Annotated in this window: 26 protein-coding genes; 14 read left to right on the top strand and 12 right to left on the bottom strand. The window is 62.2% G+C overall.

What is annotated here, in order from left to right:
• From B2V21_RS04045 to B2V21_RS04035, 3 genes are all read right to left on the bottom strand, one after another.
• A partial coding sequence (locus B2V21_RS04045) for a MetQ/NlpA family ABC transporter substrate-binding protein (RefSeq protein ID WP_286916088.1) occupies positions 1-562 on the bottom strand: 562 nt, incomplete at its 3' end.
• 38 nt (positions 563-600) lie between these two features.
• The gene (locus tag B2V21_RS04040; RefSeq protein WP_049860507.1) at positions 601-1,272 is read right to left on the bottom strand and encodes a methionine ABC transporter permease; all 672 of its coding nucleotides are present in this window, start codon (positions 1,270-1,272) and stop codon (positions 601-603) included.
• Positions 1,272-2,279, bottom strand: coding sequence for a methionine ABC transporter ATP-binding protein (locus B2V21_RS04035; protein ID WP_056844885.1), 1,008 nt, complete (start codon positions 2,277-2,279; stop codon positions 1,272-1,274). Before B2V21_RS04035 ends, B2V21_RS04040 begins: the two co-directional genes overlap by 1 nt.
• A 285-nt stretch (positions 2,280-2,564) precedes the next feature.
• Between B2V21_RS04035 and katE the strand changes: the two genes are divergently transcribed.
• Positions 2,565-4,703: a catalase HPII gene (gene katE / locus B2V21_RS04030; RefSeq protein ID WP_049860509.1), complete on the top strand. Its 2,139-nt coding sequence runs from the start codon at positions 2,565-2,567 to the stop codon at positions 4,701-4,703.
• Here katE and B2V21_RS04025 read toward each other — a convergent pair.
• Complete coding sequence (locus tag B2V21_RS04025) at positions 4,700-5,407, bottom strand: PA5502 family lipoprotein (protein WP_049860510.1); 708 nt, start codon at positions 5,405-5,407, stop codon at positions 4,700-4,702. The two genes, katE and B2V21_RS04025, sit on opposite strands and share 4 nt — an antisense overlap.
• Before the next feature lie 181 nt (positions 5,408-5,588).
• On the opposite strand from B2V21_RS04025, the gene relB reads away from it, so the two are divergent.
• Positions 5,589-5,816, top strand: coding sequence for a type II toxin-antitoxin system RelB family antitoxin (relB, locus tag B2V21_RS04020; protein ID WP_192066261.1), 228 nt, complete (start codon positions 5,589-5,591; stop codon positions 5,814-5,816).
• Positions 5,800-6,066, top strand: coding sequence for a type II toxin-antitoxin system RelE family toxin (locus B2V21_RS04015; protein ID WP_192066258.1), 267 nt, complete (start codon positions 5,800-5,802; stop codon positions 6,064-6,066). Before relB ends, B2V21_RS04015 begins: the two co-directional genes overlap by 17 nt.
• 23 nt (positions 6,067-6,089) lie before the next feature.
• Here B2V21_RS04015 and znuB read toward each other — a convergent pair whose 3' ends face one another.
• Genes znuB through zur form a run of 3 tightly spaced genes read right to left on the bottom strand, consistent with a single transcriptional unit; the run spans position 6,090 to position 8,117 of the window.
• Positions 6,090-6,872: a zinc ABC transporter permease subunit ZnuB gene (znuB, locus tag B2V21_RS04010; RefSeq protein ID WP_090361784.1), complete on the bottom strand. Its 783-nt coding sequence runs from the start codon at positions 6,870-6,872 to the stop codon at positions 6,090-6,092.
• Positions 6,865-7,635: a zinc ABC transporter ATP-binding protein ZnuC gene (gene znuC / locus B2V21_RS04005; RefSeq protein ID WP_049860553.1), complete on the bottom strand. Its 771-nt coding sequence runs from the start codon at positions 7,633-7,635 to the stop codon at positions 6,865-6,867. The genes znuB and znuC overlap by 8 nt, the downstream gene beginning before the upstream one ends.
• Positions 7,635-8,117: a zinc uptake transcriptional repressor Zur gene (gene zur / locus B2V21_RS04000; RefSeq protein ID WP_049860514.1), complete on the bottom strand. Its 483-nt coding sequence runs from the start codon at positions 8,115-8,117 to the stop codon at positions 7,635-7,637. Before zur ends, znuC begins: the two co-directional genes overlap by 1 nt.
• Before the next feature lie 111 nt (positions 8,118-8,228).
• Here zur and B2V21_RS03995 point away from each other — a divergent pair, with 111 nt between their 5' ends.
• Positions 8,229-9,104, top strand: a complete 876-nt coding sequence (locus tag B2V21_RS03995) for a zinc ABC transporter substrate-binding protein (protein WP_376787074.1) — start codon at positions 8,229-8,231, stop codon at positions 9,102-9,104.
• Positions 9,105-9,214: 110 nt separating this feature from the next.
• On the opposite strand, the gene B2V21_RS03990 is transcribed toward B2V21_RS03995, so the two are convergent.
• Positions 9,215-10,165: a homoserine kinase gene (locus B2V21_RS03990; protein WP_049860555.1), complete on the bottom strand. Its 951-nt coding sequence runs from the start codon at positions 10,163-10,165 to the stop codon at positions 9,215-9,217.
• A gap of 63 nt (positions 10,166-10,228) precedes the next feature.
• Entirely contained in the window at positions 10,229-10,516 is a 288-nt protein-coding gene (locus B2V21_RS03985; protein WP_049860515.1) for a DUF2782 domain-containing protein, read from the bottom strand.
• A 104-nt stretch (positions 10,517-10,620) separates the two neighbouring features.
• On the opposite strand from B2V21_RS03985, the gene polA reads away from it, so the two are divergent.
• Entirely contained in the window at positions 10,621-13,386 is a 2,766-nt protein-coding gene (gene polA / locus B2V21_RS03980) for a DNA polymerase I (RefSeq protein WP_286916086.1), read from the top strand.
• A 380-nt stretch (positions 13,387-13,766) separates the two neighbouring features.
• Here polA and yihA read toward each other — a convergent pair whose 3' ends face one another.
• Positions 13,767-14,405 carry a ribosome biogenesis GTP-binding protein YihA/YsxC gene (gene yihA, locus B2V21_RS03975; protein ID WP_049860517.1) on the bottom strand — a complete coding sequence of 213 codons (639 nt, stop codon included), beginning with the start codon at positions 14,403-14,405 and terminating at the stop codon, positions 13,767-13,769.
• A gap of 178 nt (positions 14,406-14,583) precedes the next feature.
• Here yihA and B2V21_RS03970 point away from each other — a divergent pair, with 178 nt between their 5' ends.
• The 5 genes from B2V21_RS03970 to B2V21_RS03950 all read left to right on the top strand — a co-directional run bounded on the left by B2V21_RS03970 (position 14,584) and on the right by B2V21_RS03950 (position 20,695).
• Complete coding sequence (locus B2V21_RS03970) at positions 14,584-15,192, top strand: c-type cytochrome (RefSeq protein ID WP_049860518.1); 609 nt, start codon at positions 14,584-14,586, stop codon at positions 15,190-15,192.
• Positions 15,193-15,395: 203 nt separating this feature from the next.
• Positions 15,396-16,031 (top strand): thiol:disulfide interchange protein DsbA/DsbL, encoded by a 636-nt coding sequence (locus tag B2V21_RS03965; protein WP_056844893.1) that lies wholly within the window; start codon positions 15,396-15,398, stop codon positions 16,029-16,031.
• A gap of 83 nt (positions 16,032-16,114) precedes the next feature.
• Positions 16,115-18,094, top strand: a complete 1,980-nt coding sequence (locus tag B2V21_RS03960) for a diguanylate cyclase (RefSeq protein WP_286916085.1) — start codon at positions 16,115-16,117, stop codon at positions 18,092-18,094.
• 119 nt (positions 18,095-18,213) lie between these two features.
• Entirely contained in the window at positions 18,214-18,987 is a 774-nt protein-coding gene (locus tag B2V21_RS03955; RefSeq protein WP_286916084.1) for an N-acetylmuramoyl-L-alanine amidase, read from the top strand.
• 88 nt (positions 18,988-19,075) lie between these two features.
• Positions 19,076-20,695, top strand: a complete 1,620-nt coding sequence (locus B2V21_RS03950; RefSeq protein ID WP_049860522.1) for an EAL domain-containing protein — start codon at positions 19,076-19,078, stop codon at positions 20,693-20,695.
• 26 nt (positions 20,696-20,721) lie between these two features.
• Here B2V21_RS03950 and B2V21_RS03945 read toward each other — a convergent pair whose 3' ends face one another.
• Together B2V21_RS03945 and algB are read right to left on the bottom strand one after the other, a co-directional pair.
• Positions 20,722-22,509: a KinB sensor domain-containing domain gene (locus B2V21_RS03945; RefSeq protein WP_286916083.1), complete on the bottom strand. Its 1,788-nt coding sequence runs from the start codon at positions 22,507-22,509 to the stop codon at positions 20,722-20,724.
• Positions 22,506-23,852: a sigma-54-dependent response regulator transcription factor AlgB gene (algB, locus tag B2V21_RS03940; RefSeq protein WP_049860524.1), complete on the bottom strand. Its 1,347-nt coding sequence runs from the start codon at positions 23,850-23,852 to the stop codon at positions 22,506-22,508. Before algB ends, B2V21_RS03945 begins: the two co-directional genes overlap by 4 nt.
• A 211-nt stretch (positions 23,853-24,063) precedes the next feature.
• Between algB and B2V21_RS03935 the strand changes: the two genes are divergently transcribed.
• The 4 genes from B2V21_RS03935 to B2V21_RS03920 all read left to right on the top strand — a co-directional run bounded on the left by B2V21_RS03935 (position 24,064) and on the right by B2V21_RS03920 (position 26,070).
• The gene (locus B2V21_RS03935) at positions 24,064-24,906 is read left to right on the top strand and encodes a BON domain-containing protein (RefSeq protein WP_286916082.1); all 843 of its coding nucleotides are present in this window, start codon (positions 24,064-24,066) and stop codon (positions 24,904-24,906) included.
• Positions 24,907-25,088: 182 nt separating this feature from the next.
• Positions 25,089-25,373, top strand: coding sequence for a hypothetical protein (locus B2V21_RS03930; protein ID WP_286916081.1), 285 nt, complete (start codon positions 25,089-25,091; stop codon positions 25,371-25,373).
• 59 nt (positions 25,374-25,432) lie between these two features.
• A complete protein-coding gene (locus B2V21_RS03925; protein ID WP_043191899.1) occupies positions 25,433-25,597 on the top strand; it encodes a DUF1328 domain-containing protein in 165 nt (54 codons plus the stop codon).
• A gap of 2 nt (positions 25,598-25,599) precedes the next feature.
• Positions 25,600-26,070: an inhibitor of vertebrate lysozyme family protein gene (locus B2V21_RS03920; RefSeq protein WP_286916080.1), complete on the top strand. Its 471-nt coding sequence runs from the start codon at positions 25,600-25,602 to the stop codon at positions 26,068-26,070.
• Positions 26,071-26,432: the final 362 nt, after the last annotated feature.

Raw genomic sequence — 26,432 nt, 5'->3', positions numbered from 1 at the left:
TGATCAGCGCCAGGTCGACCTGCGTCAGTACGCGCGGGATGGTCGCCGCTTCCAGCTCACGGATCTTCAAGCCCTTGGGGTTCTCGACGATGTCCTTGGTGGTGGCCAGGATGTTGCTCTGGTCCTTGAGGCGAATCAGGCCGTATTTCTGCAGCAGCAACAGGGCACGACCGCCGTTGGTGGCGTCGTTGGGCACCACCACGTTGGCGCCGTTGCCCAGCTCGTCGAGCTGCTTGATCTTGCTCGAATAGGCGCCCAGGGGCTCCAGGTGAACGCCGGTCACGGCGACCAGATCGGTACCCTTGCCCTTGTTGAACTCATCCAGATACGGCTGGTGCTGGAAGAAATTGGCGTCCATGTTCTTCTGCGCGACCTGGACGTTGGGCTGGATGTAGTCGGTGAACACCTTGATGTTGAGGTCCACGCCCTGCTCGGCCAGTTGCGGCTTCACGAATTCCAGAATCTCGGCATGGGGCACGGCGGTGGCCGCCACGTTCAGGCTTTCGTTGGCCTGGGCGGACAGTGCAGCGACGGCGGCCATGGCGGCCAGTAGTCTTTTCATCTTCGATTTCCTTTTCGGCCCGTGGGCCAGACCTACGATTATTTGCGAGAGAAGTGCACGACCAGGCGGTCGCCCAGCATCTGCAGCAGTTGGACCATCAGAATCAGGATGATCACCGTGACGTACATCACGTTGTCCTGGAAACGCTGGTAGCCGTAGCGAATCGCCAGGTCACCCAGGCCCCCGGCGCCGACCACGCCAGCCATGGCGGTATACGACACCAGCGTGATGGTCGTCACGGTGATGGCCGCGATGATCCCTGGCAGGGCCTCGGGCACCAGCGCCCGGGTGATGATCTGCCGCGTCGTGGCGCCCATGGCCTGGGTTGCCTCGATGATGCCGCGGTCGACTTCGCGCAGGGCGGTTTCCACCAGGCGTGCGAAGAACGGTACGGTGCCGATGACCAGCGGCGGAATCGCCCCGGCCACGCCCAGCGAGGTACCCACCAGCACCACCGTGGTGGGGATGAGCAGAATGATCAGGATGATGAACGGCAGCGAGCGGACCACGTTGACGATGAACGACAGCACCGCATAGAGCCGGGGCTTTTCGAACATCTGCCGTGGGCTGGTGAGGAACAGCAAAACACCCAACGGCAGGCCCAGCAGGATGGTGAACAGCAGCGACGCACCGAGCATTACCAGCGTGTCGAGGGTGGCCTGCCAGATTTCGCTCCAGTCGACGCTGGCGAAGAAGTTGATCAGGTCCATCAGCGCAGCACCTCCATGTGAACGTCGGCAGCGGTGAAGCGGGCGAATGCCGCGTCCATGTCGCCGCCGGTGATTGCCAGGGTCAACTGGCCATAGGGGGTGTCCTTGATGCGATCGATGCGGCCGGCCAGGATGCTGTAGTCGACGCCGGTCTCGCGCGCCACGGTGCCCAGCAGCGGCGCGTAGGTGGCCTCGCCCTGGAAGGTCAGGCGCACGATGCGGCCCGCCACATGGGCGAAGTCGCTGCGCTGCTCGTTCTCGTCGACCTGCTCGTCTTCCTGAACGAAACGACGGGTGGTCGGATGCTGTGGGTGCAGGAATACGTCGGCCACAGGGCCTTGTTCGACGATGCGTCCGGCGTCCATCACCGCAACCTGATCGCAGACCCGACGGATCACGTCCATTTCATGGGTGATGAGCACGATGGTCAATTGCAGTTCGCGGTTGATCTCGGCCAGCAGTTGCAGGACCGAGGCCGTAGTCTGCGGATCCAGGGCGCTGGTGGCCTCGTCGCAGAGCAGGATCTTGGGGTTGGTCGACAGCGCACGGGCGATGCCGACGCGCTGCTTCTGACCACCGGACAGCTGTGCCGGGTACTTGCGCGCATGGTCGGACAAGCCGACGCGCTCGAGCAACTGGGCCACGCGCTGGTCGATTTCCTTGCGCGACAGGCGCCCGGCCAGGTTCAGCGGCATCGCCACGTTATCGGCGACGGTCTTGGAGGCCAGCAGGTTGAAATGCTGGAAAATCATGCCGACCTGTTGCCGAAAACCGCGCAGGCCGTCGGCATCGAGCGCGGTGACGTCTTCACCGTCGACGATGATCGTGCCACCGCTGGGATTTTCCAGGCGGTTGATCAGGCGCAGAAGCGTGCTTTTGCCCGCGCCGGAGTGGCCGATGAGGCCGAACACCTGGCCTGCCGGCACCGTGAATCGGGTGGGATGCAGCGCGGGAATTTCCCTACCGGCCACGCGGTAGGTCTTGTGGACATCTTGGAACTCGATCACGTAGCGAACCTTGTGGGGCGCATGAATGGGGTAGCAGCTGATAGCCGGGCGCGCATTTTAGCCCAGGCGTCCAGTCGTATTTAGCATTTATTTTCGCCGCAACCTGCGATTTGGCAATAACGCGACTAAAGGTCGGCTTGGCGACCGTTCGTGAAAAAAAAGGAACGCCCCTGCAATTTGTCAGGTCACTTGCTGAGTATTCCTGCCCCATGCCTGCCGTGATCAGGTGAGGGTACTTATCAAAGTCCGTCCACGGACTGCCGTGAACCAAGGAGTTAAGGCCCGATGAGCAACAAGACCCCCCCTGCCGGCAAGAGCGAAGCGGCTGGCACCGACACCCTGGATCGTCAGAACACCAACGCCAAACTGGAATCGCTCGAGCAGTTCCGTGCCGATGGCACCGGACAAGCGCTGCGCACCAACCATGGCGTGAAGATCAGCGATAACCAGAACACCCTCAAAGCCGGCGCACGCGGCCCGTCCTTGCTCGAAGACTTCATCATGCGTGAGAAAATCACGCACTTCGACCACGAACGCATCCCGGAGCGTATCGTCCACGCCCGCGGTACTGCTGCCCATGGCTTCTTCGAGACCTACGAAGACCATTCGGCTCTGACCAAGGCTGGCTTCCTGCGCGACCCGGCGAAGAAGACCCCAGTCTTCGTCCGCTTCTCCACCGTGCAGGGTCCACGCGGCTCGGGTGACACCGTGCGCGACGTGCGTGGTTTCGCCGTGAAGTTCTACACCGACGAAGGCAACTTCGACATGGTCGGCAACAACATGCCGGTTTTCTTCATTCAGGACGCGATCAAGTTCCCCGACTTCGTTCACGCCGTGAAGCCTGAGCCACACAACGAGATCCCGACCGGCGGTTCCGCTCACGATACCTTCTGGGACTTCGTCTCGCTGGTGCCTGAGTCTGCGCACATGGTGCTGTGGACCATGTCCGACCGTGCGATCCCGAAAAGCCTGCGCACCATGCAGGGCTTCGGTATCCACACCTTCCGCTTCGTCAACGGCGAAGGCAAGGGCACGTTCGTCAAGTTCCACTGGAAGCCCAAGTTCGGCACCTGCTCGCTGGTCTGGGATGAAGCGCAGAAACTGGCTGGCAAGGACACCGATTTCCACCGCCGCGACCTGTGGGAATCCATCGAGATGGGTGACTACCCGGAATGGGAACTGGGTGTGCAGATCGTGCCGGAAGAAGACGAACACAAGTTCGAATTCGACCTGCTCGACCCGACCAAGATCATTCCCGAAGAGCTGGTTCCGGTCACTCCGCTGGGCCGCATGGTCCTGGACCGCAACCCGGACAACTACTTCGCCGAAACCGAACAGGTTGCCTTCTGCCCGGGCCACATCGTTCCCGGTATCGATTTCAGCAACGACCCTCTGCTGCAGGGCCGTCTGTTCTCCTACACCGATACCCAGATCAGCCGTCTCGGTGGGCCGAACTTCCACGAGATCCCGATCAACCGTCCGATCGCGCCGAACCACAACGGTCAGCGTGATGCCCAGCACCGCACCCGCATCGACAAGGGCCGTGCGTCCTACGAGCCAAACTCCATTGACGGTGGCTGGCCGAAGGAAACTCCATCGGCACCGATCGATGGCGGCTTCGAGACCTATCCCGAGCGTGTCGATGCGCACAAGGTCCGCGAGCGCAGCGAATCGTTCTCCGACCACTTCTCGCAAGCCACGCTGTTCTTCAACAGCATGAGCCATGCCGAGAAAGAGCACATCATCGCGGCCTACAGCTTCGAATTGGGCAAGGTCGAGCGCGAGTACATTCGTGCCCGTCAGGTCAACGAAATCCTGGCCAACATCGATCTGGAACTGGCTTCGCGTGTTGCCGCCAACCTGGGTCTGCCTGCGCCGACCAAGGGCACCGTATCGGTCAAGCCTTCGTCACTGAAGGAATCGCCTGCGCTGAGCCAGACCAACCTGCTGTCGGGCGACATCAAGAGCCGCAAAGTGGCGATCCTGGTGGCCAACGGTGTGGATGGCAAAGCGGTTGCTGCCCTGCAGAAGGCGCTCAAGGCCGAAGGCGCACACGCCAAGGTTCTGGGCCCGACCAGCGCACCGGTCAAGACTGCCGACGGCCAGACGTTGGCAGTCGACGCTTCCCAGGAAGGTCTGCCTTCGGTGGCTTTCGATGCAGTGTGGGTGCCTGGTGGTGCCGATTCGATCAAGGCACTGAGTGCCGATGGCGTGGCCTTGCACTACCTGCTCGAAGCCTACAAGCACCTCAAGGCAATCGGTGTCAGCAAGGATGGCAAGGCGCTGCTCGAAGCGCTGCGCCTGCAGGAAGATGCCGGTCTGCTGGTGGGCGACGATGACAGCACCATCAAGGCGTTCATCGCTGCGATCGCCAAGCATCGCGTGTGGGATCGTGAACCTGCCGCTAAAGCCATTCCAGCTTAACGGCGCGGTATAAGCACCACTTGGGTCGGTTGTCCGTGCACCACACGGCGACCGACCTTCAGTTGCATTTCTGGCAACTGTTCGCTGACGCGCTGCTTGAGCAGCGCTTCCAGCCGGCGATACTCGCCTGGTTGGGCCACCTGAATGATCACATCACATTGGTAATGAACGACGTCGGTCGCGATGTCGCGCATCTGTGCGCGCAACTGAGGTGCGCTGTGCATCTTCAAAGGCACTGCTGAAACACTGGCGTTCGGATCCAGCACCAAGGCCTTCGGCCGGGCTTCGGCCGCTTTCAGGGCCGCTTCGGCTTTTTCCAGCTCGGCCTTGCGCGCCTGGGCGATCGCGCCATTGACGCCACCGATGAGGGCCGGTGCCTGGGGCATCAACACGCGAGCACGCCCCAGCGCAGTGGCCGCCGCATTGACGTCACCCTTTTGCAGCATCACCTGGCTGCGCTGCAGATAGGCCTCGGCCAACTGCCGCTGCGCTTCGTTGACGCGCGGATCCTGCGGAGCCTGGGCCTGCAGTTTGACCAACTGATCTTCAGCCGTGGCCAGCTCGCTGCTGGCGATGTTGGTTTCCAGCTGTTGCCAGGCATCAGGACCTGCGTCAGCGGCAGGGTCGCGCGACGAAGTCTGGCAAGCGGTCAACAGCAGGGAAAGTGTGGCAAGTAGCAGATAACGGGAGGCGAACGGCTTCATTGCTGCGACTCTCTATTTGCCCAAAAAACGGCCAAGTCTACACCGTGGGGGTGTCGGCGAAAATATGGGCGCCGAAAATCGCTGATCCTGTGCCTGTTTGGTCGAAGCAGACAGGGCCAGCACCTCGAAAACCTCCGTGATGTGATACAGTGAATACAGGTATCACAGAGGAGTTTCTGATATGGCCACCTCCATTCGCCTGGCACCGGAAACCGAGCGGCGCCTCGACTTTCTGGCCAGCAGCACCGGGCGCACCAAGGCTTACTATCTTCGCGAAATCATCGACAATGGCCTGACCGAGCTGGAGGACTACTACCTTGCAGCGCAAGTGCTGGAGCGTGTACGTAAAGGTCAGGAAAGTGTGCACTCGGCAGCGGACGTAAGGAAAGACCTTGGTCTGGACGATTGATTACACCGACACGGCCAAAACGCAGCTGCGCAAGCTCGACAAGCAGGCAGCCAGGCGCATCCTCGACTTCATGGATGAACGCGTTGGCGATCGGGATGACCCACGTAGCACAGGCAAGGCGCTCACCGGTCCGCTGGGCGGCTTGTGGCGATACCGGGTTGGCGATTTCCGAGTGATCTGTGACATCCAGGATGGGGCGCTGCGCGTTCTGGTCGTTCAATTGGGCAATCGACGCGAGGTCTACAGGTAATAACGGCTCGCGCCTGACTCACCCTATCGCTTGGGCAACGCAAAACTCAGCAGAAACAACACCGCGGCACTCACCACGATCGACGGCCCGGCCGGGGTGTCCTTGAACCACGAGAGCGCCAACCCGGCACACACCGCGATGACCCCCAGCACGCTGGCGCCCAGTGCCATCTGCTCGGGCGAGCGTGCATGGCGTTGGGCGGCCGCCGCCGGGATGATCAGCAATGAAGTGATCAGCAATACGCCGACGATCTTCATCGCCACCGCGATCACCACGGCGATCAACAGCATCAAGGCCATGCGCAGACCTGCCACCGGCAATCCTTCGATGCGTGCCAGCTCTTCGTGAACGGTGATCGCCAGCAATGGCCGCCACAGGGCGATCAACAGCCCCAGCACCACCACGCTGCCGCCGACGATCCAGTACAGGTCGGTCGCACTGATCGCCAACAGATCACCGAACAGATAGCCCATCAGGTCGATGCGCACATCGTGCATGAAGCTCAGCACCACCAGGCCCAGGGACAGGGTGCTGGGCGCCAGGATCCCCAGCAGGGTGTCCGAGGCCAGCGGCTGGCGTTGCTGCAGCGTCACCAGCAATATTGCCAGCAGCAGGCAGCCCACCGTTACCGCCAGCGCCGGGCTGATGTCGAGCACGAAGCCCAGGGCCACGCCGAGCAGGGCCGCATGGGACAAGGTATCGCCGAAATAGGCCATGCGGCGCCAGACCACGAACGAGCCCAGCGGTCCCGCGACCACTGCCAGGGAAAGGCCTGCCAGCAAGGCATACAGTAAAAAATCAGCCATGCTTGCAGCTGTCTCCGTGTACGTGAGTGTCACTGACCACGCCGCCATGCAGGTCGTGGGCGTGGTCGTGATGATGGTGATAGATCGCCAGGCTCGGCGCGTGGCTGCCGAACAGCTCGACGAAGGCCGGATCGCCGCTGACCTGCGCGGGATGACCGGAACAGCAGACGTGGCGATTCAGGCAAACCACCTGATCGGTGGTGCTCATGACCAGATGCAGGTCGTGGGACACCATCAGCACGCCGCAGCCATGGCGCTCGCGCAGGCGTGTGATCAGGGCATAGAGTTCGGCCTGGCCGGCCACGTCGACGCCTTGTACCGGCTCGTCGAGCACCAGCAGTTCGGGCTCGCGCAGCAGCGCTCGCGCCAGCAGCACGCGCTGCATTTCACCGCCGGACACCGTCTGGATCGGGCTGTCGATGGTCTGCGCGGCGCCCACTTCCTCCAGCGCCGCCAGGGCGCGCGCGCGATCCACACCCGGCACCAGGCGCAGGAAACGCAGCACCGACAGCGGCAGCGTCGGGTCCACGTGCAGCTTCTGCGGCATGTAGCCGATGCGCAGCCGAGGCTTGCGCCAGACGCTGCCCGAGTCGGGCTTGAGCAGCCCGAGCACGGCACGCACCAGGGTGGTCTTGCCGGCGCCGTTGGGGCCGATCAAGGTGACGATTTCGCCAGGCTGCACGCACAGATGGATGTTATCGAGCACACGTTGGCCGGCGAACTCCACGCTGACCTGGTCCAGGCGGATCAAGGCTTCGCTCATCACGCCCCCCGGCAGGCCGCGCACAGGCCGACCACTTCCACGGTCTGCCCCTCGACGGCGAAGCCGATACCCTGCGCGCTTTCGACGATGGCATCGCTGATGGTCTTGTGCTCCAGCTCCACGGCCACATGGCAGGTGCGACAGATCAGGAACTGGCCCTGATGCGCATGCTCGGGATGGTTGCAGCCGATGAAGGCGTTGAGCGAGGCAATGCGGTGCACCAGGTTATTGTCGAGCAGAAAGTCCAGGGCGCGATAGACCGTGGGCGGCGCTGCGCGACGGCCATCCTGTTCGCTGAGCACGGCAAGGATGTCGTAGGCACCCAGCGGCTTGTGGCTTTGCCAGACCAGCTCCAGTACGCGGCGGCGCAAGGCAGTCAGACGCAGGCCCTGTTTCAGGCACAAGGCATCTGCCTCGCTCAGTGCGTGATGTACGCAATGGGAGTGGTCGTGGGGACGGCTGGCCAGCGGTGTTTTGGACATGAGCGGCGACGAATTCTGATAGAGACGTTATTATGTTACCTGTTCTTGCCCCCGAGAGTGTCCATTGTGGTTCGTATTTTTGCTCTTTCCATCGGTTTGCTCGCCGCTTGCATGACCGCCCTGCCGGCGCAGGCCCAGGTGCGTGTACTGACCAGCATCAAGCCGGTACAGCTGATCGCAGCCGCCGTGCAGGACGGCGTGGGCCAGCCTGAAGTACTGCTGCCGCCCGGCGCCTCGCCGCACCACTATGCGCTGCGACCATCGGACGTACGCCGGGTAGGCGACGCCGATCTGCTGTACTGGATCGGCCCGGACATGGAAGGCTTTCTGCCGCGCGTGCTGGAGACTCGGCAGAAACCCACGGTGACCATCCAGACGCTGCCGGGGCTGCATTTGCGCCATTTCGCCGAGGACAGCCACTCCCACGCCGAGGAAGCGTCGGACCACGATCACGATCATCGACCAGGCACGCTGGACGCCCACCTGTGGCTTTCCACCGTCAACGCCCGGGTGATCGCCACACGCATGGCCGCCGACCTGTCCGCAGCTGATCCGGCCAATGCGCCCCGCTACCAGTCCAACCTGGCGGCGTTCACGCAACGTCTGAATGCACTGGACACCCGCGTGGCCGCGCGGGTTGCGGGTATCCAGGGCAAGCCCTATTTCGTCTTCCACGAGGCTTTCGATTATTTCGAGGAGGCCTATGGCCTCAAGCATACGGGCGTATTTGCCGTGGCAGCCGAAGTGCAACCGGGCGCGCAGCATGTTGCCGCAATGCGCCAGCGGCTGCAGGAAGTGGGCAAGACGTGCGTGTTCAGCGAGCCGCCGATGCGGCCGAAGCTGGCGCAGACCCTGACCGCCGGCCTGCCGGTGACCCTGGCCGAACTGGACGCCCTGGGTGGTTTCGACGAGGCCACCGCGACTGGCTACGAGACCCTGCTGGCCAACCTGGCCGACAACCTCGCCGGCTGCCTGGAAAAGCTCTGACGCTCCTCCCACAAGCCTGAACCCCTGCCCTGTGAGAGAGGGTTCATGCCAGAAGCAGGTTCCTGTGGGAGCGGGCTCTGCCCGCGAAGGCCGCCCCACGATCTCGGGAGCTAAAAAGCAAACGGCAACGCCACCCCAACCTTTTGCCGCAACCCCAAGCGATCCTGAAAATCCTTGGGATCGTGAATCAGCACATCCATCCCGGCAAACGACTGCGCCGCGATCAGGCGCGACAGCCAGAAACGCACACAGGCCACGCGCAACATCAGCGGCCAGAGCTGCGCTTCGGCTGCGGTGAACGGCCGCAGCGCCGCATAGGCACCCAGCAACGCCCGCGCCCGTGGCGCATCCAGCGCACCCTGCTCGTCCGAGCACCAGTCGTTCACGGTGATCGCCAGGTCGTAGAGCATTGGCCCCGAGCAGGCATTGTAGAAATCGATCACGCCGGTCAGGTGCGTGCCTTCGAACATCACGTTGTCACGGAACAGATCGCCGTGCAGGTTGGCCTGCGGCAGCGCCAGGATCTGCGCGTGATGCGCCTGGATCTCGGCCAGGGCCGGACGCAGCAATTCGGCAGCCGCCGCGTCGAGGCCAGCGACCAGCTTTTCGCCCTCCTCCAGCATCCAGTCCAGGCCACGGTCGGTTCGGCGTACCAGGGGTGCGTCCAGGGTTGCCGTATGAATGTGCGCCAGCAGCTCGCCTACCTGAACGCAGTGCTGGTTGTTCGGTGCCTGCACATGCCGACCGTCCAGGCGCGGCTGCAGCAGGGCCGGTTTGCCGGCGAGGGTACGCAGCGCGACCCCGTCGGTGGTGCGCAAGGCATAGGGCACCGACAGCTGCGCGTCGTGCAGCACATCGAGCAGTTCGATGAAGAACGGCAAATCCTGAGTCGGCCCGCGCTCTACCAGAGTCAGTACGTATTCACCCTGCTCCAGGCTGATGAAAAAGTTGCTGTTCTCGGTACCGGCGGCAATCCCCTGGAAGTCCCGCAGACGGCCAAGGCCATAAGGGGCCAGAAAGGTTTCGAGCTCGGCGCGGGTCAAGGGTGTAAACACAGACATGTCGTAGATTTGCCCATACTGGCGCCACAACGGCGGCGCCCGGTTAAATTGAAAATTACAGCCTCACCACTCGAAGATCTTCCAGGCCGGGATCAACATGTCCGGCTGGTCGGAGCGGATGAAATTGTCGTCGGTGCCATCGGCGCGCACCAGAAAGTACGGCTTGCCGTGCTTCGGGGTGATCTTGATGGCGTACAGGAAGCCGTTCTGGCGGTACTCCTGAATGGTCTTGTCGCCGTCCTGGCGAATGGTCACGTCCGGATCGGCCGAAGGCGCATCGTCAGCAGCCTGGACCATCAGCGGGCCGCTCAGCAGCAGTGTCGCGAGCAACAGGCGTTTTACATTGCGCATGATAACCTTGTCCCTTTGTTGTCACAGTTCTTGTTGACATGGTTCTTGTGGTCACAGCTCGGGGCATTCTAACGCCGAGCTCGCCGAAAAGGTTGATTCTGCTCATGAGCAAAGCTCCTCTCGTCCTGGTGGACGGTTCCTCCTATCTGTACCGCGCTTTCCACGCTCTGCCGCCGCTGGCCACCTCCAAGGGCATGCCCACGGGCGCCGTGAAGGGCGTGCTGAACATGCTCAAGAGCCTGCGCCGACAGTATCCGGACAGCCCGTTCGCCGTGGTATTCGACGCCAAGGGCGGGACCTTCCGCGATGCCCTGTACGTCGACTACAAGGCCAACCGACCCAGCATGCCCGACGACCTGCGGGTGCAGGTCGAACCCTTGCACGCGGCGGTCCGCGCGCTGGGCTACCCGTTGCTGTGCGTGGACAATGTCGAAGCGGACGACGTGATCGGTACCCTGGCCCGCAGCAGCGCGGCCGCGGATCGGCCGGTGGTCATTTCCACCGGTGACAAGGACATGGCACAGCTGGTCGATGGCCACATCACGCTGGTCAACACCATGACCGGCAGCGTGCTGGACATCGAAGGCGTGAAAGAGAAATTCGGCGTCGGCCCCGAGCACATCATCGATTTCCTGGCCCTGATGGGCGACAAGGTGGACAACATTCCCGGTGTTCCCGGTGTGGGCGAGAAAACCGCTCAAGGCCTGCTCACCGGCATCGGCGGCGGCCTCAAGGAGCTCTACGAGAACCTCGACAAGGTCCCGACCCTGGCCATTCGCGGCGCCAAGTCGTTGCCGGCCAAGCTGGAAGAGCACCGGGAGATGGCCTTTCTTTCGTACGAATTGGCGACCATCAAGATCGACGTGCCGCTGGACGTCGAAGTCGATCAGCTGATGTGCACCGAGCCGGACCGCGACGCCCTGCTGGAAATCTACAGCGAGCTTGAATTCCGCAGCTGGATCGAAGACGTCGAGCGCGACGCCCGGCGCGCCGGTGAGGAACTGGCCCCGGTGCAGGAGCCGGTGGCCGCCATCGAGGTCCGCTACGAGACGATCCTCGATCAGGCCCGTTTCGATGTCTGGCTGGAGAAGCTCGAACAGGCCAGCCTGTTCGCTTTCGATACCGAGACCACCGGCCTGGACGCACAGCGCGCGCAATTGGTGGGCATTTCCTTTGCAGTCGAACCGCACGAAGCGGCCTACATTCCGCTGACCCATTCCTACATGGGCGTGCCCGAGCAGCTCGACCGCGACACCGTGCTGCTGGCGCTCAAGCCGCTGCTCGAAGACCCGCGCAAGCTCAAGGTCGGGCAGCACGCCAAGTACGACATGAACATCCTGGCCAACTGTGCCATCGGCGGCGTGCAGGAAAACGGTATCGAGGTTCGCGGCGTGGCCTTCGACACCATGCTCGAATCCTACGTGCTCGATTCCACCGCGACGCGGCACGACATGGACAGCCTGGCCTTCAAGTACCTGAACCACACCACCATCAAGTTCGCCGATATCGCCGGCAAGGGTGCCAAGCAGTTGACCTTCGACCAGATCGCTCTGGAACAGGCCGGCCCGTACGCCGCCGAAGACGCCGACATCACCCTGCGCCTGCATCAGCTGTTCCAGGCCAAGCTGGACGCCGTGCCCAGCCTCATGCCCGTGCTGCAGGACATCGAAATGCCGCTGGTGCCGGTGCTGGCACGTATCGAGCGCCAAGGTGCACTGGTCGATGCCAAGCTGCTGGGTATCCAGAGCGTAGAGCTGGGCGAAAAGATGGTCGCCCTGGAGCGCGAAGCGTTCGAGATCGCCGGTGAAGAGTTCAACCTGGGCTCGCCCAAGCAGTTGGGGGTGATCCTTTACGAGAAACTCGGTCTGCCGATCATCTCCAAGACGGCCAAGGGCCAGGCTTCCACGGCCGAAGCGGTGCTTGCCGAACTGGCCGAGCAGGATTACCCGCTGCCCAAGGTGCTGATGCAGTACCGCTCGATGAGCAAGCTCAAGAGTACCTACACCGACCGTCTGCCGGAGCAGATCAACCCGCGCACCGGGCGTATCCATACCTCCTACCATCAGGCGGTCGCTGCCACCGGGCGCCTGTCATCCAGTGATCCGAACCTGCAGAACATTCCGATCCGCACCGCCGAAGGCCGCCGCATCCGTCAGGCGTTCATCGCCGCGCCGGGGTATCGTCTGCTGGCTGCCGACTATTCCCAGATCGAACTGCGCATCATGGCCCACTTGGCCAAGGACGAAGGCCTGCTGCATGCCTTCCAGAACGATCTGGACGTGCACCGCGCCACGGCAGCGGAAGTGTTCGGTGTGGACCTGGCTCAGGTCACCACCGACCAGCGGCGCAGCGCCAAGGCGATCAACTTCGGCCTGATCTACGGCATGAGCGCATTCGGCCTGGCCAAGCAGATCGGCGTCGATCGCAAGCAATCGCAGGCCTACATCGATCGCTATTTCGCCCAGTATCCCGGCGTGCTCGAGTACATGGAGCGCACCCGCGCCCAGGCCGCCGAGCAGGGCTTCGTCGAAACCCTGTTCGGCCGTCGGCTGTATGTGCCGGACATCAATGCCAAGAACCCGGCCCTGCGCCGCGGCGCCGAACGCACCGCGATCAACGCCCCGATGCAGGGCACGGCGGCAGACATCATCAAGCGCGCCATGGTCGCCGTGGACACCTGGCTGGCCGACAGCGAGCTGGATGCGCGGGTGATCCTGCAGGTCCACGATGAATTGGTGCTGGAAGTGCGTGAAGATCTGGTCGAACAGATCGGCACCCAGATCCGTCCGCACATGAGCGGCGCTGCGCAGCTCGACGTGCCCCTGCTGGTGGAAGTGGGCGTGGGCTCCAACTGGGACGAGGCGCACTAATTCGACACCGTGTCGGCTGCTTCGCGGCCACTGGCCGCTCCTACACACCGATTTTCCGTAGGAGCGGTCGGTGGCCGCGAACAGACCTGTCTCTCGTAGGAGCGGTCAGTGGCCGCGAACAGACCTGGCCCGATGCCAGCAATCATGAAACCCTGAACTTCACATGAAACCAACGACTTAGTGCAAATAGTTTGCATCTACCGAGGAACTCCGCCGGCCATCCTCAGTCAGATATTGGGATTGGCTAGTGAAGCCTTTCGATGCTCCTATGTTGTGTTAAGTGTTGGCAGATATCCGGACCCTCAGCGGTTCGGACCTTGAGCCCCAGACTTCCCCCTCCCCATACGAAGTCCGGGGTTTTTTTTGCCTGGCTTTTCTGTTCAGGCTTCGGCGCTGTCCTTGTCCGGCAACTCCATCCAGCGCGCAAGCACCGTGTAGGCCTCTTCCAGACCCAGACGCTTGGGCGCAGAGAACAACTGGATGCTCACCGCATCGCCCCAGCCCTTGCGAATTTCCGCCTGAACCTTGAGCAGCGTGTTCTTGGCCGCGCCATAGGTCAGCTTGTCGGCCTTGGTCAGCAGAATGTGCATGGGCATGTGGCTGGCCACCGACCAGTCCAGCATCAGCAGGTCGAAGTCGGTCATCGGATGGCGGATGTCCATCATCAGAATCAGCCCCTTGAGGCTTTCACGGCTGCCCAGGTACGCCTCCAGGTGACGCTGCCAGTGCTGCTTGAGCGGGATCGGCACCTTGGCGTAGCCGTAACCCGGCAGGTCGACCAGGCGGCGGTCTTCGTCCAGATTGAAGAAGTTGAGCAACTGCGTGCGGCCCGGGGTTTTCGACGTGCGCGCCAGGCTGGCGTGGGTCAGGGTGTTCAAGGCGCTGGACTTGCCGGCGTTGGAGCGGCCGGCAAACGCGACCTCGAACCCTTCGTCATCGGGGCACTGGTCGACCTTGGCAGCGCTGAGCGAAAAGGTAGCCTGTTGGCACAGGCCCAGGATGGGGTTTTTGAGTTGCATGTGATTTCCGGTAGAGGCAGGGCCCGATGCACAGGCCGCAAGAACGATGCAGCGAAGTATATAGGGCTGGGCAATATGTGGGTGATTTTGCCGGCAATGGCGTGCGCACAGGCATAATGCATCCAGGCCTGCCGTGGGGTACGGCAGGCTGCGAACTTCACCCTGGTTGGATCAGTCGATGAGCGCAATACGTGTGATGGGCCTGCTCGGCGCCCTGCTGGCCAGCGGTGCGGCGAGCGCTGCCGAGCTGGTGGGCGATGGCGCCCGAGGTCAGCCGCTGACGACCCTGTGCGCGGCGTGCCATGGTCCCAGCGGCAACAGCCTGGTGCCGATCTTTCCAGCGTTGGCCGGCCAGGGCGAGCGCTATCTGAACCAGCAGTTGCTGGACATCCGCGACAACCGTCGCGTGGTCCCGGAGATGGCCGGCACGCTGGCCGGCTTCAGCGATCAGGATCTGCTCGACATTGCCAACTGGTACGCCAGCCAGAAGCCGACCCCTGGCGAAGCCCAGGCCGCCGCGCCGCAGCGTGGTCAGGACCTCTATCACGGCGGCGACCTTGCCCTGGGGCTGCCCGCCTGCAGCGCTTGCCACAGCCCGGACGGCGCCGGCGCTGCGCTGGCCGGCTTTCCCCGGCTGGGTGGGCAGCACGCACCCTACCTGATCAAGCGCTTGACCGATTTCCGTCAGGGTGACGACGCTGCGGCGCCGATCATGCATCGGATTGCGGCCAAACTGAACGATGACGATATCGCGGCCCTGGCAGCGTATATCCAGGCGCTACGTTGAAGCCATACGATTCGGGTCAGCATCAGGTCCGCCCTTGCGGTTCGCTCACGCCGTGTTGCATCCATTGCGCAATGAAATTAGCGCAAACGCCCTTCCCGTCTACCCTTTTTTGACATCACTGCCGTTACACTACCCGCCTCCATCAGGCAGGTCCGGTGCTCACACCGATCCGTCCCTTGTATGAAACTGCTCAGGAGTCACGCATGCGTAATCTGATTTTCGGCGCCTTTCTCGTTGTCGCCAGTGCCATGGGCGTTACCGCCCAGGCGGCGGATGTGCCGCTGGAAGCCGGCAAGACCTACGTTCAATTGAGCGCCCCGGTGCCTGTGGCCGAGCCTGGCAAGATCGAAGTCGTTGAAATGTTCTGGTACGGCTGCCCGCACTGCTACGCGTTCGAACCGACCATCAATCCATGGGTCGAGAAGCTGCCGGCCGACGTCAACTTCGTGCGTATTCCTGCCATGTTCGGCGGCCCTTGGGACGCCCATGGCCAGCTGTTCCTGACCCTTGAAGCCATGGGTGTGGAGCACAAGGTCCACAACGCCGTGTTCAACGCCATCCAGAAGGAACACAAGCGCCTGACCGACCCTCAGGAGATGGCCGAATTCGTCGCCACCCAGGGCGTGGACAAGGACAAGTTCCTGCAGACCTTCAACTCCTTCGCCATCAAGGGCCAGATCGCCAAGGCCAAAGAGCTGGCCAAGAAGTACGAAATCTCCGGCGTGCCGACCATGATCGTCAACGGCAAGTATCGCTTCGACCTGGGCACCGCCGGTGGTCCGGAGCAGACCTTGAACGTCGCCGACCAGCTGATCGCCAAGGAACGCGCCGCCAAGTAAACGGCGACACCCGCGATAAGACGTTTTCGCAGCGCGCCCATCGCGGGTGGGCGTGAGCTGCAGGTCAACGAGCAGCCCTTGCCATGAGCGACGACAGCCAGCGCTGGAAAGAGAAATACCTGCACAGCATCGACCAGCAGGAAAAGCTCGAGCGGCGCTGGAACGCTCGGCTCGACTTGCTGCGTCGGGGTCTGGTGCGCAGCAGCCTGGCCGCCGAGGGCAGCGACCGCGCGGTGGACGCGTGCATGAAGGAGATGCGCGAAGTTCTGCGTGGCGAGGACATGGATGCCAAGCTGGCCGCGTTGATCCCACGCCTGGAAACCGCAGTGCTGGAGTCCGAACAGCGGCGTCAGTCCCGTGTTCAGCAGATCGGCACCGCACTGGGGGCGTTGGTCACCCAGCTGCAATTGCTACCCTTGCCGCGCGACATCAGCAAACCCTTGAAGAAGCTTGCCCACGGCTTGGAGGAGCGCGCCGGCCAGGCACGCGAGATGCCGCTGCTGCTCAGCGAGCTCAGTGGTTTGCAGGAGCGGGCACTCAATACCCTCGACCGACCGTTGCGCGCGCAGCGGGCGGGCTTGCTGCAGCGTCTGTTCGGCAGTCCCGATGCGGTCGATGCAGGCTCGCTCCGGCCCATGCAGGATGCGTCGCCGGTGCCAGACTCGGTGCCTCCAGCAGCTATGGCAAAGCCCGAAGTGCCCGAAGTGGCAGAAGTACAAGAAGCACCGGAAGCACCCCCAGTACAGTTGTCATCCGTTGCCGAGCCTGAGCCCGTTCGCGTTCAACCCGTAGAGCCCCATCCAATCCTGCCCGCTCGCAGCACTGGCACTGTGGAGCCTGTAGTCAGCGATGCCGAGGCCGTCGCATCGCCCGCCATCACCGAGCCGGCCGAACAGCCTGTCGAGGAGCCCCCCGAACAGTCCACCGAGCAGCCCATCGAACAGATGGAAGTGCTCGACGGCGACTTGACCGACGAGCAGGCCTTCTACGCCTTGCCCGCCAGCCTTGAACCGCCCTATAGCAGCGTGGCCAGCCACATCGAAACCACCTTGCTCGAACTGCTGAGCGAATTGACCCTGCCCGAGCGCTACATGGCTCAGGCCCAGGCCATGCATGCGCGCATCCAGCGGGGGCTGAACTGGTACGAGCTGTTGCCGGTGCTGGATGAGCTCGCCATATTGATGCTGGCCGTCAACGACGGCAGCCAGCAGGAATTCGAGCGCTACCTGCAGCAGCTCAATCAACGTCTGGAGAATTTCCAGCGTCAGTTGCAGCTCACCCATGGCGACCATGTCGAGTCGCGCAGTGCCGCCCTGGCGCTGGACGATGTATTGCGCGAACACGTCGACGGTCTGCAGACCAGCATGCGCGGCGCCACCGATATTGACGGCCTCAAGCAAGTGCTGGAAAGCCGCCTCGAAGGCCTGCTGGCCAGCATGGAACAGCACCGTCTGCAGCGTGAGGCCCGCGAGCAGGAAATCGCCGCGCGTCTGCACGGTCTCGGCGAGCGAGTGACCAGTATGGAGCGCGAAGCACTCGATTACCGCGACAAGCTCGAACAGCAACGCCACAAGGCGTTGCTCGACCCGCTCACCGGCTTGCCCAACCGAGCCGCCTGGAACGAGCGGCTGGCGCTGGAGCATGGGCGCCTGCAACAAACCGGCACGGGCCTGCTGCTGGCCATTCTGGACCTGGACCATTTCAAATCGATCAACGACACCTATGGCCATCAGGCCGGCGACAAGGTTCTGAAGATCATCGCCAATGTCCTGCGCAAGGGCCTGCGCGGTGACGATTTCATCGCCCGCTTCGGTGGCGAGGAGTTCGCCCTGCTGATGCCCGGCAGCGATCTGAGCGGCGGCAGTCGCTTGCTCGAACGCCTGCGTGCAGCGGTGGAGCAATGCCCTTTCCATTTCAAGGGCGAGCGCGTCACCGTGACGATGTCCGCCGGTGTGGCAGTGTTCAAATCAGGTGAAAACGCCAGTCAGGTGCTCAAGCGTGCCGACCAGGCGCTGTACCGTGCCAAGGAAGCTGGACGCAACCAGATCGAACAGGCGCCTTGAGCCTGCCTCGAACGTGTACGCAACATTCGGCAACGAGGCGTCATGCATGTCACCTCAATCCGAGCCACCAGCTAGGCTATGCTCACGCTCTTTTCCTACAACCTGCATGTGACCTTCCCATGAAGTTGCTCCTAGTTGCCCTATCCCTGCTGGTATTGGCCGGTTGCTCGAACGGTTTGAGCATCGACCGCAGTCACCCTTCCGCGAATCACGACAACCGCGTGCAATTCGTGGTGCTGCACTACACCTCGGCCGACGAGGCGCGGTCCCTGCAATTGCTGACCCGCGGGGAAGTCAGTAGCCACTATTTGATCGGCGATCGCTCGGCCACGGTCTACCAATTGGTGGACGAGAGCCAGCGTGCCTGGCATGCCGGCGACAGCCAGTGGGATGGCCGGACCTGGCTCAACTCCAGCTCCATCGGCATCGAAATCGTCAACCCCGGCTACAAGGACACCCCGAACGGTCGTGTCTGGTACCCCTACAGCGAAGCGCAGATCCAGGCCGTGATCGCGCTGCTCAAGGATATCGTCCAGCGCAACGGCATCGCCCCGCGCAACATCATCGGCCACAGCGATATCGCCCCGCTGCGCAAGACCGATCCGGGGCCGATGTTTCCCTGGCAGCGCCTGGCCGAGCAGGGCCTGGGCATCTGGCCCGATGCGCAAGCCGTGGCGCGCAATCAGGCGCGCTTCCAGGTCAGCCCGCCAAGCATCTCGTGGTATCAGCAGCAGCTGGCCCGATTGGGCTACAACGTGGTCCAGAGCGGCGAGCTGGACGTCGCCACGCGGCATGTGATCGCCGCCTTCCAGATGCACTTCCGCCCGCAACGCTTCGACGGCGAGCCCGATGCACAAAGCGCCGCGATCCTGCAGGCGCTCAACAACAGGTAACGATGGATTTCACGTTGATGGGTCCGAAAGCGCGGGCCAATCGCCATCCTGTTGCTATACATTGATGCCCCCGACTGGATGATTCTCGATGGCCGCCGTTTTCCCGCAGCTCCGCAGTCTTCTGTACCGCCCCTGGGCGCTGGCGATGCTCGCCGCACTGGCCAGCGCGCTGTTGCTGTTCGCGGCCAGTTTCGCGTTGATCATGCATCAGCTTCAGCTCAGCGAAAGGCAGCAGATGAATGCCAGCGGCGAACGGTTCCTGGTGCGCCTGGAGCAGGTGTTCGGTCAATTGCGCGAGGGGGTCGATGCGTTGCAGGCGCAACCCGTCCGCCATTGCGGCCCGCAGATGATGGACGCCCTGGAGAAGATCGGCTTCGATAACCGCTTCGTATTCGAGGCCGCGTTCATCGACGGCGCCCAGCGCTGCTCCAATCGCCGTGGCAAGGACGTCGCCAGCCTGAGTCGCCCCCCGGACATCCAGGGTTCCACCTACAGTTATTGGCTCAACACCACTACCCAACGCAATGACAACTGGGCCGCGCTGATGCTCGGACGCGGGCCGTTCCGGGTCTCGACCTCCCGAGGGCACTTGAGCGATGTGGTCGATCTGCCCGCCGGTGGCAGCCTGCTGGTGGTTCTGGATCAGGGCCGCCGGGCGATTCCCGTGCTCGGCTCCGAGCAGCCCTGGCCGCCGGCCTCGGGCTGGCGTGCCGACGCGGTCGATGCCCTGCAGGTAACGTCGGACCGGCTGATCTACCGCATGTCCACCAAGTCCCCGGACTTTCAGTTGGTGCTGATTGCGCCGCGCAGCAAGGAACTGCCCATATTCAATACCCTATTGTGGCTGCTGTTTCCGGTCAGCCTGGTGGTGGCCCTGTGCATTGGCTGGCTGGTCCTGCAACTGATCACTCAGCGCCGCTCGATGGGTGGCGAGTTGCACGGTGCGTTGCGTCGCGGGGAACTGCAGGTGCTCTACCAGCCGATCTTCGATCTGAGCAATCGGCGCTGTGTCGGTGCCGAGGCCTTGGTACGCTGGCGCCGACCCGACGGTACCCTCACCAGCCCGGAGCTGTTCATTCCATTGGCCGAGCACAGCGGGCAGATCCGGCAGATCACCGACTTCGTCCTGCAGCAGTCGCTGGAGCAGCTCAGCCACCTGTTGCGAGCCAATCCGCACCTGTACATCTCGGTGAACCTGGCCGCGTGCGACGTCACCGTGCCGCGTATCGGTGAGGTGGTGGCCCAACTGCTGGCGATCTATCGCGTGGCGCCCGAGCAGATCGCCTTCGAGGTCACCGAACGTTCCCTGATCGACGTCGACGTGGCGCGCGAAAACCTTCAAGCTCTTCGCGATGTCGGTCATACGGTATTGATCGATGATTTCGGCACCGGCTACTGCAGCCTGGCCTACCTGCAAAGCCTGCCCGTGGACTGCCTGAAAATCGACAAGGCGTTCATCGACGCCCTGGGCGATGACGCTGAAAGCAGTGGTGTGGCACCCCACATCATTCGCATGGCCCATGCCCTGGATCTGCGCGTGATCGCCGAAGGCATCGAGCACGAGGCCCAGGCGTTGTTGCTCGAAAGCGAAGGCGTCGACTACGGTCAGGGTTGGCTGTTTGCACAGGCGTTGAATGCGCGCCAGTTCAAGGAACTGATCACCAAGGGCCGGCGCCGCGCTGGCCGGCGTGCGGGCGACGAAGCCTGAGCGCGGACAGCGCTCGGGACGTCCGCCTAGATCGACAGGGTCATGTAGAACTGGGTGCCTTGCCCAGGCCGTGAATAGACGCCCATGCGGCCACCGTGCAGTTGCACGATTTCCTTGCACAGCGCCAGGCCCAGACCGGCTCCGCCCTTCTTGCGGCCCACTTGCACGAAAGGCTCGAAGATCCGCCCCTGCTGGCCGTAGGCGATGCCTTCGCCGTTGTCTTCGACGCTGATGATCACCCGCTCGGCGTGGCGACGCGCCTGCAAGCGGATGTGACCGTTTTCCGCGGTATGTCGCAGGGCATTTTCCAACAGGTTGTCCAGCACCCGATCCAGCTGCCCTGCATCCACGTGCAGGCGCGGCAGGCCTTCGGTCAGCTCGACGGTCAGCGTAATGCCCAGTTCATGGGCACGGCTGGCGAAACGCTCGTAGGCGCGTTGCAGCAGGTCATCCAGCGCACACGGGGCCAATACCAGCTTCTGCAGACCATTCTGGTAGCGAGAGAAGTTGAGCAGGTCATTGATCAACTGCATCAAGCGCTGCATTTCTTCGTTCACCGTCATGAGCAGGTCCGCCTCGCGGCTCTGCTCGGGAAAATGCACGCGCTCCTGCAACAGCCCGAAGGCCATGTGCATGCCCGTCACCGGCGTACGCAGTTCGTGGGAGGCACGCAGGACGAACTCGCTGCGCACTCGCGCGAAGGCGCGCTGCTCGGTCACATCATGCAGCACCATGACCGCACCGAGGATATTGCCCTGGGTGTGGGTCACAGGCGTCAGGCTGTACGACAGCAGACGCGCCTCTCCATCGACATCGAAACTCAGGTCGTCCAGCGCACGTTCCATGCTGCCGCCGCGCAGGATCAGGTTCAGTTGCTCGTCCAGATCCGGTCTGCCCAGCGCCTCACCCAGCCCCAGGCCCAGACGATGGTCTTCCCAGCCCAGCTGACGCTGCGCCACCGGGTTCAAATGCTCCAGCTGACCTTGCCGATCGATCATCAGCAAGCCGTCGTCGATACTGTCGAGCACCGCCTGCAACCGTTGCTGACCGGCGCGAAGCTCATCGACGTTAGTCGCCTGGTGCTGGCGCAACGCGTGGGCCATGGTGCCGAAGCGGCTGGCCAGCCGATTCAGTTCAGCCGCCGGTGACACCGGCAGTTGCACGTCGAAGTTGCCCTGACTGATATCGTCTGCGGCCTTGGCCAAGGCTTCGATGGGTTCACCGAAACGGCGCGCGATACCGTGCGCAGTGAAGTAGCCGACGATAAGCACCGCCAGCCCTACCAGGCCGAGCAGGCCCGACACCCACATCGCTCGTTGGTGAGACTCGTGCTCCAGCGCCGCGATGCTCTGCAAGGTGCCTTTGTAGGAATCGATCAAACCCGTGCGCAAGGTATTGAACGCCTGGCTCAAGGGTGGGTTCTGGCTCAGCGGCAAGTGTTGCGTGGCCGTGGCACGGTATTGCGCGACGAAGGTCTGGAAGTTTTCGGCGGACTGCAGAAAACCATAGTGGGCACTGTGGCTTTGCTCGTGCGCAATGCCTTCATCGATCAACGCCTGAAACTGCTGCTGTGCCTGAGCGATGCCCGCTGCGTCGGGGTTCGCGTCCAGCATCATGACCAGTTGATCGCCCAGGTTCTGGCGCATCTTCAGCCCCAGGTCCAGGGTGGTGAAATGGCTGCGCAGCATGCTCTCCTGCGAAGCGGCCATCTGCATCACGCTGACCAGACCCAGCACCAACCCCAGCAACGCGACGGTAATCAGCGCCGAAATGCTGAGAAACAGCCGGGTATGCAGCTTCATGGCCAGTTTCATAGGTTGTACTGTTTACGTTTGCGGTAAAGCGTCGAGGCGTCGATGCCCAAGGTCTTGGCGGCTTGATCCAGGGTATCGCTGGTGGCCAGCACCGCACCGATGTGGGCCTTCTCCAACTCGTCCAGACTCAGCGCGGCACCGATGCGCGGCGCATTGTTGGCAGGCTGCTCGGCCATGCCCAGATGGCTGACCTCGACGCGCTCCTGGGGGCAGATGATGCTGGCCCGTTCGATCACGTTGCGCAGCTCACGAATGTTGCCCGGCCAGCGGTAGTTGAGCAGAGCGGCGCGGGCCTCTTCGCTGAAGCCACGGGCAGGCCGCGCGTATTCCTTGACGAAGCGCGCCAGAAAACGATCGGCCAGGGTGAGAATGTCCTCGCTGCGTTCGCGCAGTGGCGGCAGGTGCAAGGTAATCACGTTCAGGCGATACAGCAGGTCTTCGCGAAAACGTCCCTCGCGAACCATGTCTTCGAGGTTGAGGTTGGTCGCCGCCAGAATGCGCACGTCGGCCCGACGCGTGACCGGGTCACCCACCCTTTCGTATTCCTTGTCCTGGATGAAACGCAGCAACTTGGGTTGCAACGTCAGGGGAAAGTCGCCGATCTCATCGAGGAACAGCGTGCCGCCGTCGGCTTGGTTGACGCGGCCCAGGGTGCTTTCACTGGCGCCGGTGAATGCGCCTCGGCTGTGGCCGAACAGTTCGCTCTCCATCAGCTCGGCGGTCAGGGACGGACAGTTGATGGTCACGCAGCTTTTCTTGGCGCGTTTGCTCCAGCCATGGATGGCCCGTGCCAGTTCGCCCTTGCCGGTCCCCGACTCGCCGAGGATCAGAATGTTGGCATCGGTGACCGCCACCTGACGCGCGGTTTCCAGCACGACCATCATCGCCGGGCTGTGCGAGTCCAGGCCGTCCTTGGGCTTGCGCACCTCGCCTTCGAGTGCCTCGAGGCGTGCCGACAGTTGGCGTACCTCAAGCTGCTTGGCGGTCGCAAGACGCAACTGATCAGGGCTGCAGGGCTTGACCAGATAGTCGGCAGCACCGGCCTGGATCGCGTCCACGGCAGTATCCACCGCCGAATGCGCGGTAACGATCACGACGCGCATCCAGGGCGCCTGCACGCGCATCTGCGCCAGGACATCGAGGCCGTTGTCTTCGCCCAGGCGCAGGTCGAGGAAGCACAGATCGAAGACCTGACGCTGCATCAGGGTATCCGCCTGGTTGGCGCTGTTGGCCGTCGCGACGCTGTAGCCTTCGTCTTCCAGGCAATAGCGGAAGGTACGCAGGATGGCCGACTCATCGTCGACCAGCAGAATGCGGCCTTTATGCTCCGTGCCAGATTCCATTTTCCTACGCTCCTTAGAGAAATTTCTTGGTTGATCCCGGAAAGATCGGGCAGCTTGCATGGTCAATTCTGATTGATTCGGCAGGCTGCATGGTAGCTATTCGCTCATGACATTTCTAACTGTATGAAATGTCTGAGCTTTCAGTAGGTAAAAAGTTTGGCATGTGCCTTGCGATAATCAGCTGTTTGTCTTGAATTGGAGGAGAGTACGAATGCGCAGCTTCAAACGACTCACGTTGGCGAGCGTCATCGCAGGCTTGGTCAGCCTTTCGTCGTTGGCCGCAGCGGCCCCCGCCAGTCTCGATCAGCAATTGCAGGCGGCCCGGCAAGAGGGCTCGATCTGGACGGCATTGGCCTTGAATCGCCAGCTCAACGGCTTCGAGTTCGGCGTGAAGGTCGACCAAGGTATCGCCACCCTGACAGGCGCCGTGGAAGACGAAGTCGACCGCGAGCTGGCCGAGCAGGTAGCGCTCAATACCCAAGGTATCGACAAGGTCGAAAACCGTCTCACCTTGAATCCGGAGTTGGTTGAGCACGTCAATCAACGGCAGCAGTTCGCGCAACATCTGGAAGACGCCACGCTCACGGCAATCATCAAGTCCAAGCTGCTATGGAACACCAGCACTCAGGCATTGGACATCGTGGTCAGCACGGCTGATGGCGTCGTCACGCTCAAAGGCCAGGCGCAGACGGCCGACGCGAAGCAGTTGGCAGGCACCCTGGCGACCAATACCGATGGTGTCTACCAGGTGAACAATCTGATCAGTCTCGGTGCGGCGGATACGGCTACCACGCGTGCCGAGACCCAGGCGAAGAAAACCGAGGAAGCGCTGAGTGATACGTGGGTCACCAGCAAGATCAAGGCGAGCCTGCTACTCAATCGCGATCTCGACGGGCTGAGCATCGACGTGGAGACCCGAACCGGGATGGTCACGCTCAAGGGCGATGTCGCCAGCTCCGAGCAGAAAACCCTGGCGGTCGAGGTTGCGCGCAACATTCGCGGTGTCCGCGGAGTTGATGCCGATCTGCTGAAAATATCCAAGCCCATTATCTGATCGTGCAAATAGCCCGACCTCGACGGGCTCATCGTGCAGGTTGCTACCCAATGGCAATTTAAATTGCCTATAAGTAACTGATTTAAAAGGGAATTATTGGAACAAAAAGGTTGGCATGCAGGCTGCAATATCCGTATCAAGATTACACGTACAGCCGCCATCCAAGTTCAAGGAGTTACCGGATGAATCGTCCTCAAGCCGCTCAAGCGTCCGCCCTGTCCCAATCGATGCGCCAAGCATTGTTCTTGGTTCTGGCGGCGCTGATGACGTTGCTGGCGGTTCAGCAGTATGCAAGCTGGGCAGCCTCGCAGCAGCAGGAGCTTCTTCTGCCGCCTCAAGAGCGTCTTGTCGATACGGCTCATCTCAATCCTGCCAGCGCGCAATGGGTGGGCTACAGGCAATCCGGAAACATCGAACGCGTACAAACCAGCGAACCGGTTGAACACATTCGCAGTTGGGTGTTCTGAGCTTGGGTAACGCATCTGATCAACAGATAAAACACGACAAATCGTAAAGGAGATACACCATGCTGAGTTGGGCAGTCACATTCCTGATCATCGCCATCATCGCCGCCGTTCTGGGCTTCGGTGGTATCGCCGGCACCGCAGCAGGCATCGCCAAGATCCTGTTCGTCGTATTCCTGGTGCTGTTCGTCGTTTCGTTCATTTTCGGCCGTCGCGGTCGAGGCTGACCATGACCAGCGTGACCCTCAAGGGTATAGCCATGGCGCTGTCGCTGGTCGGCAGCAGCATGGCGATGGCCGCCAATGATGGTCAGAACCGAGTCAGTGAAATTCTGAGCTCGGGTGCCGAATACCGTGACACCTGGCAATCAGTGATCAAATCCGAAGAACGCGTGCCGGATTGGATCATCAATCTGTCCGGGGTTTCGACGGAGCAGATGACTGCCGTCGCCGAAGATGGCGACAACTATCTGGTGGGCCCGCTGTGCGAGACCGCCGACAGCTGCAAGAGTGGTCGATTGTTGGTGGCATTCAGCATGGACAAGGAAGATGCCTACGCCTTGTACGTTCAGGTGCCAGCAGGCTTGCCCGCTGACAAGTCGCCCACACGTCACGCCACCTATCGCTTCCTCGGCAAGCCTGATGACGGCATGCAGCAGATGTTGATGGAACAGTTGAAGAAAGACCCTAACTGGTACTGACTTCCTGATTGGCGTGGCATGCAGCGCAAGTAGCGCAACGTGGTATGGATTTACAGATTGGGCCAGGTCTACCCGGCCCGAATGGTCGGCACTCAGAAGGTGTCGGTCATGACCATGGGGTCGGGTTGTTCTGAATGCAGTTGGTTCGGAGTGACCTAGGGGTACAGGGAGGACCTCCGAACCGGGCCGGGTCAGGCAACAGCTGCTGCGCAAGCCATGTACGACCATTGCGTACCCTGGCTTGCGCAGAGCCTATACAGGCGAACTTGGCTGCCTTTCATCTTGTTTCATACTTTTCCTACATTCTTGACTGCGTGTTCGGTTTCTCGAACGCAATGGGTCATGCCGCCTTATCAATCCGT

This window comes from Pseudomonas sp. UBA6276, assembly GCF_002438365.1.
Lineage (GTDB): Bacteria > Pseudomonadota > Gammaproteobacteria > Pseudomonadales > Pseudomonadaceae > Aquipseudomonas > Aquipseudomonas coleopterorum.
The sequence above is the reverse complement of the archived record's forward strand: the minus strand, read 5'-3'. Positions and strand labels throughout refer to the sequence as shown.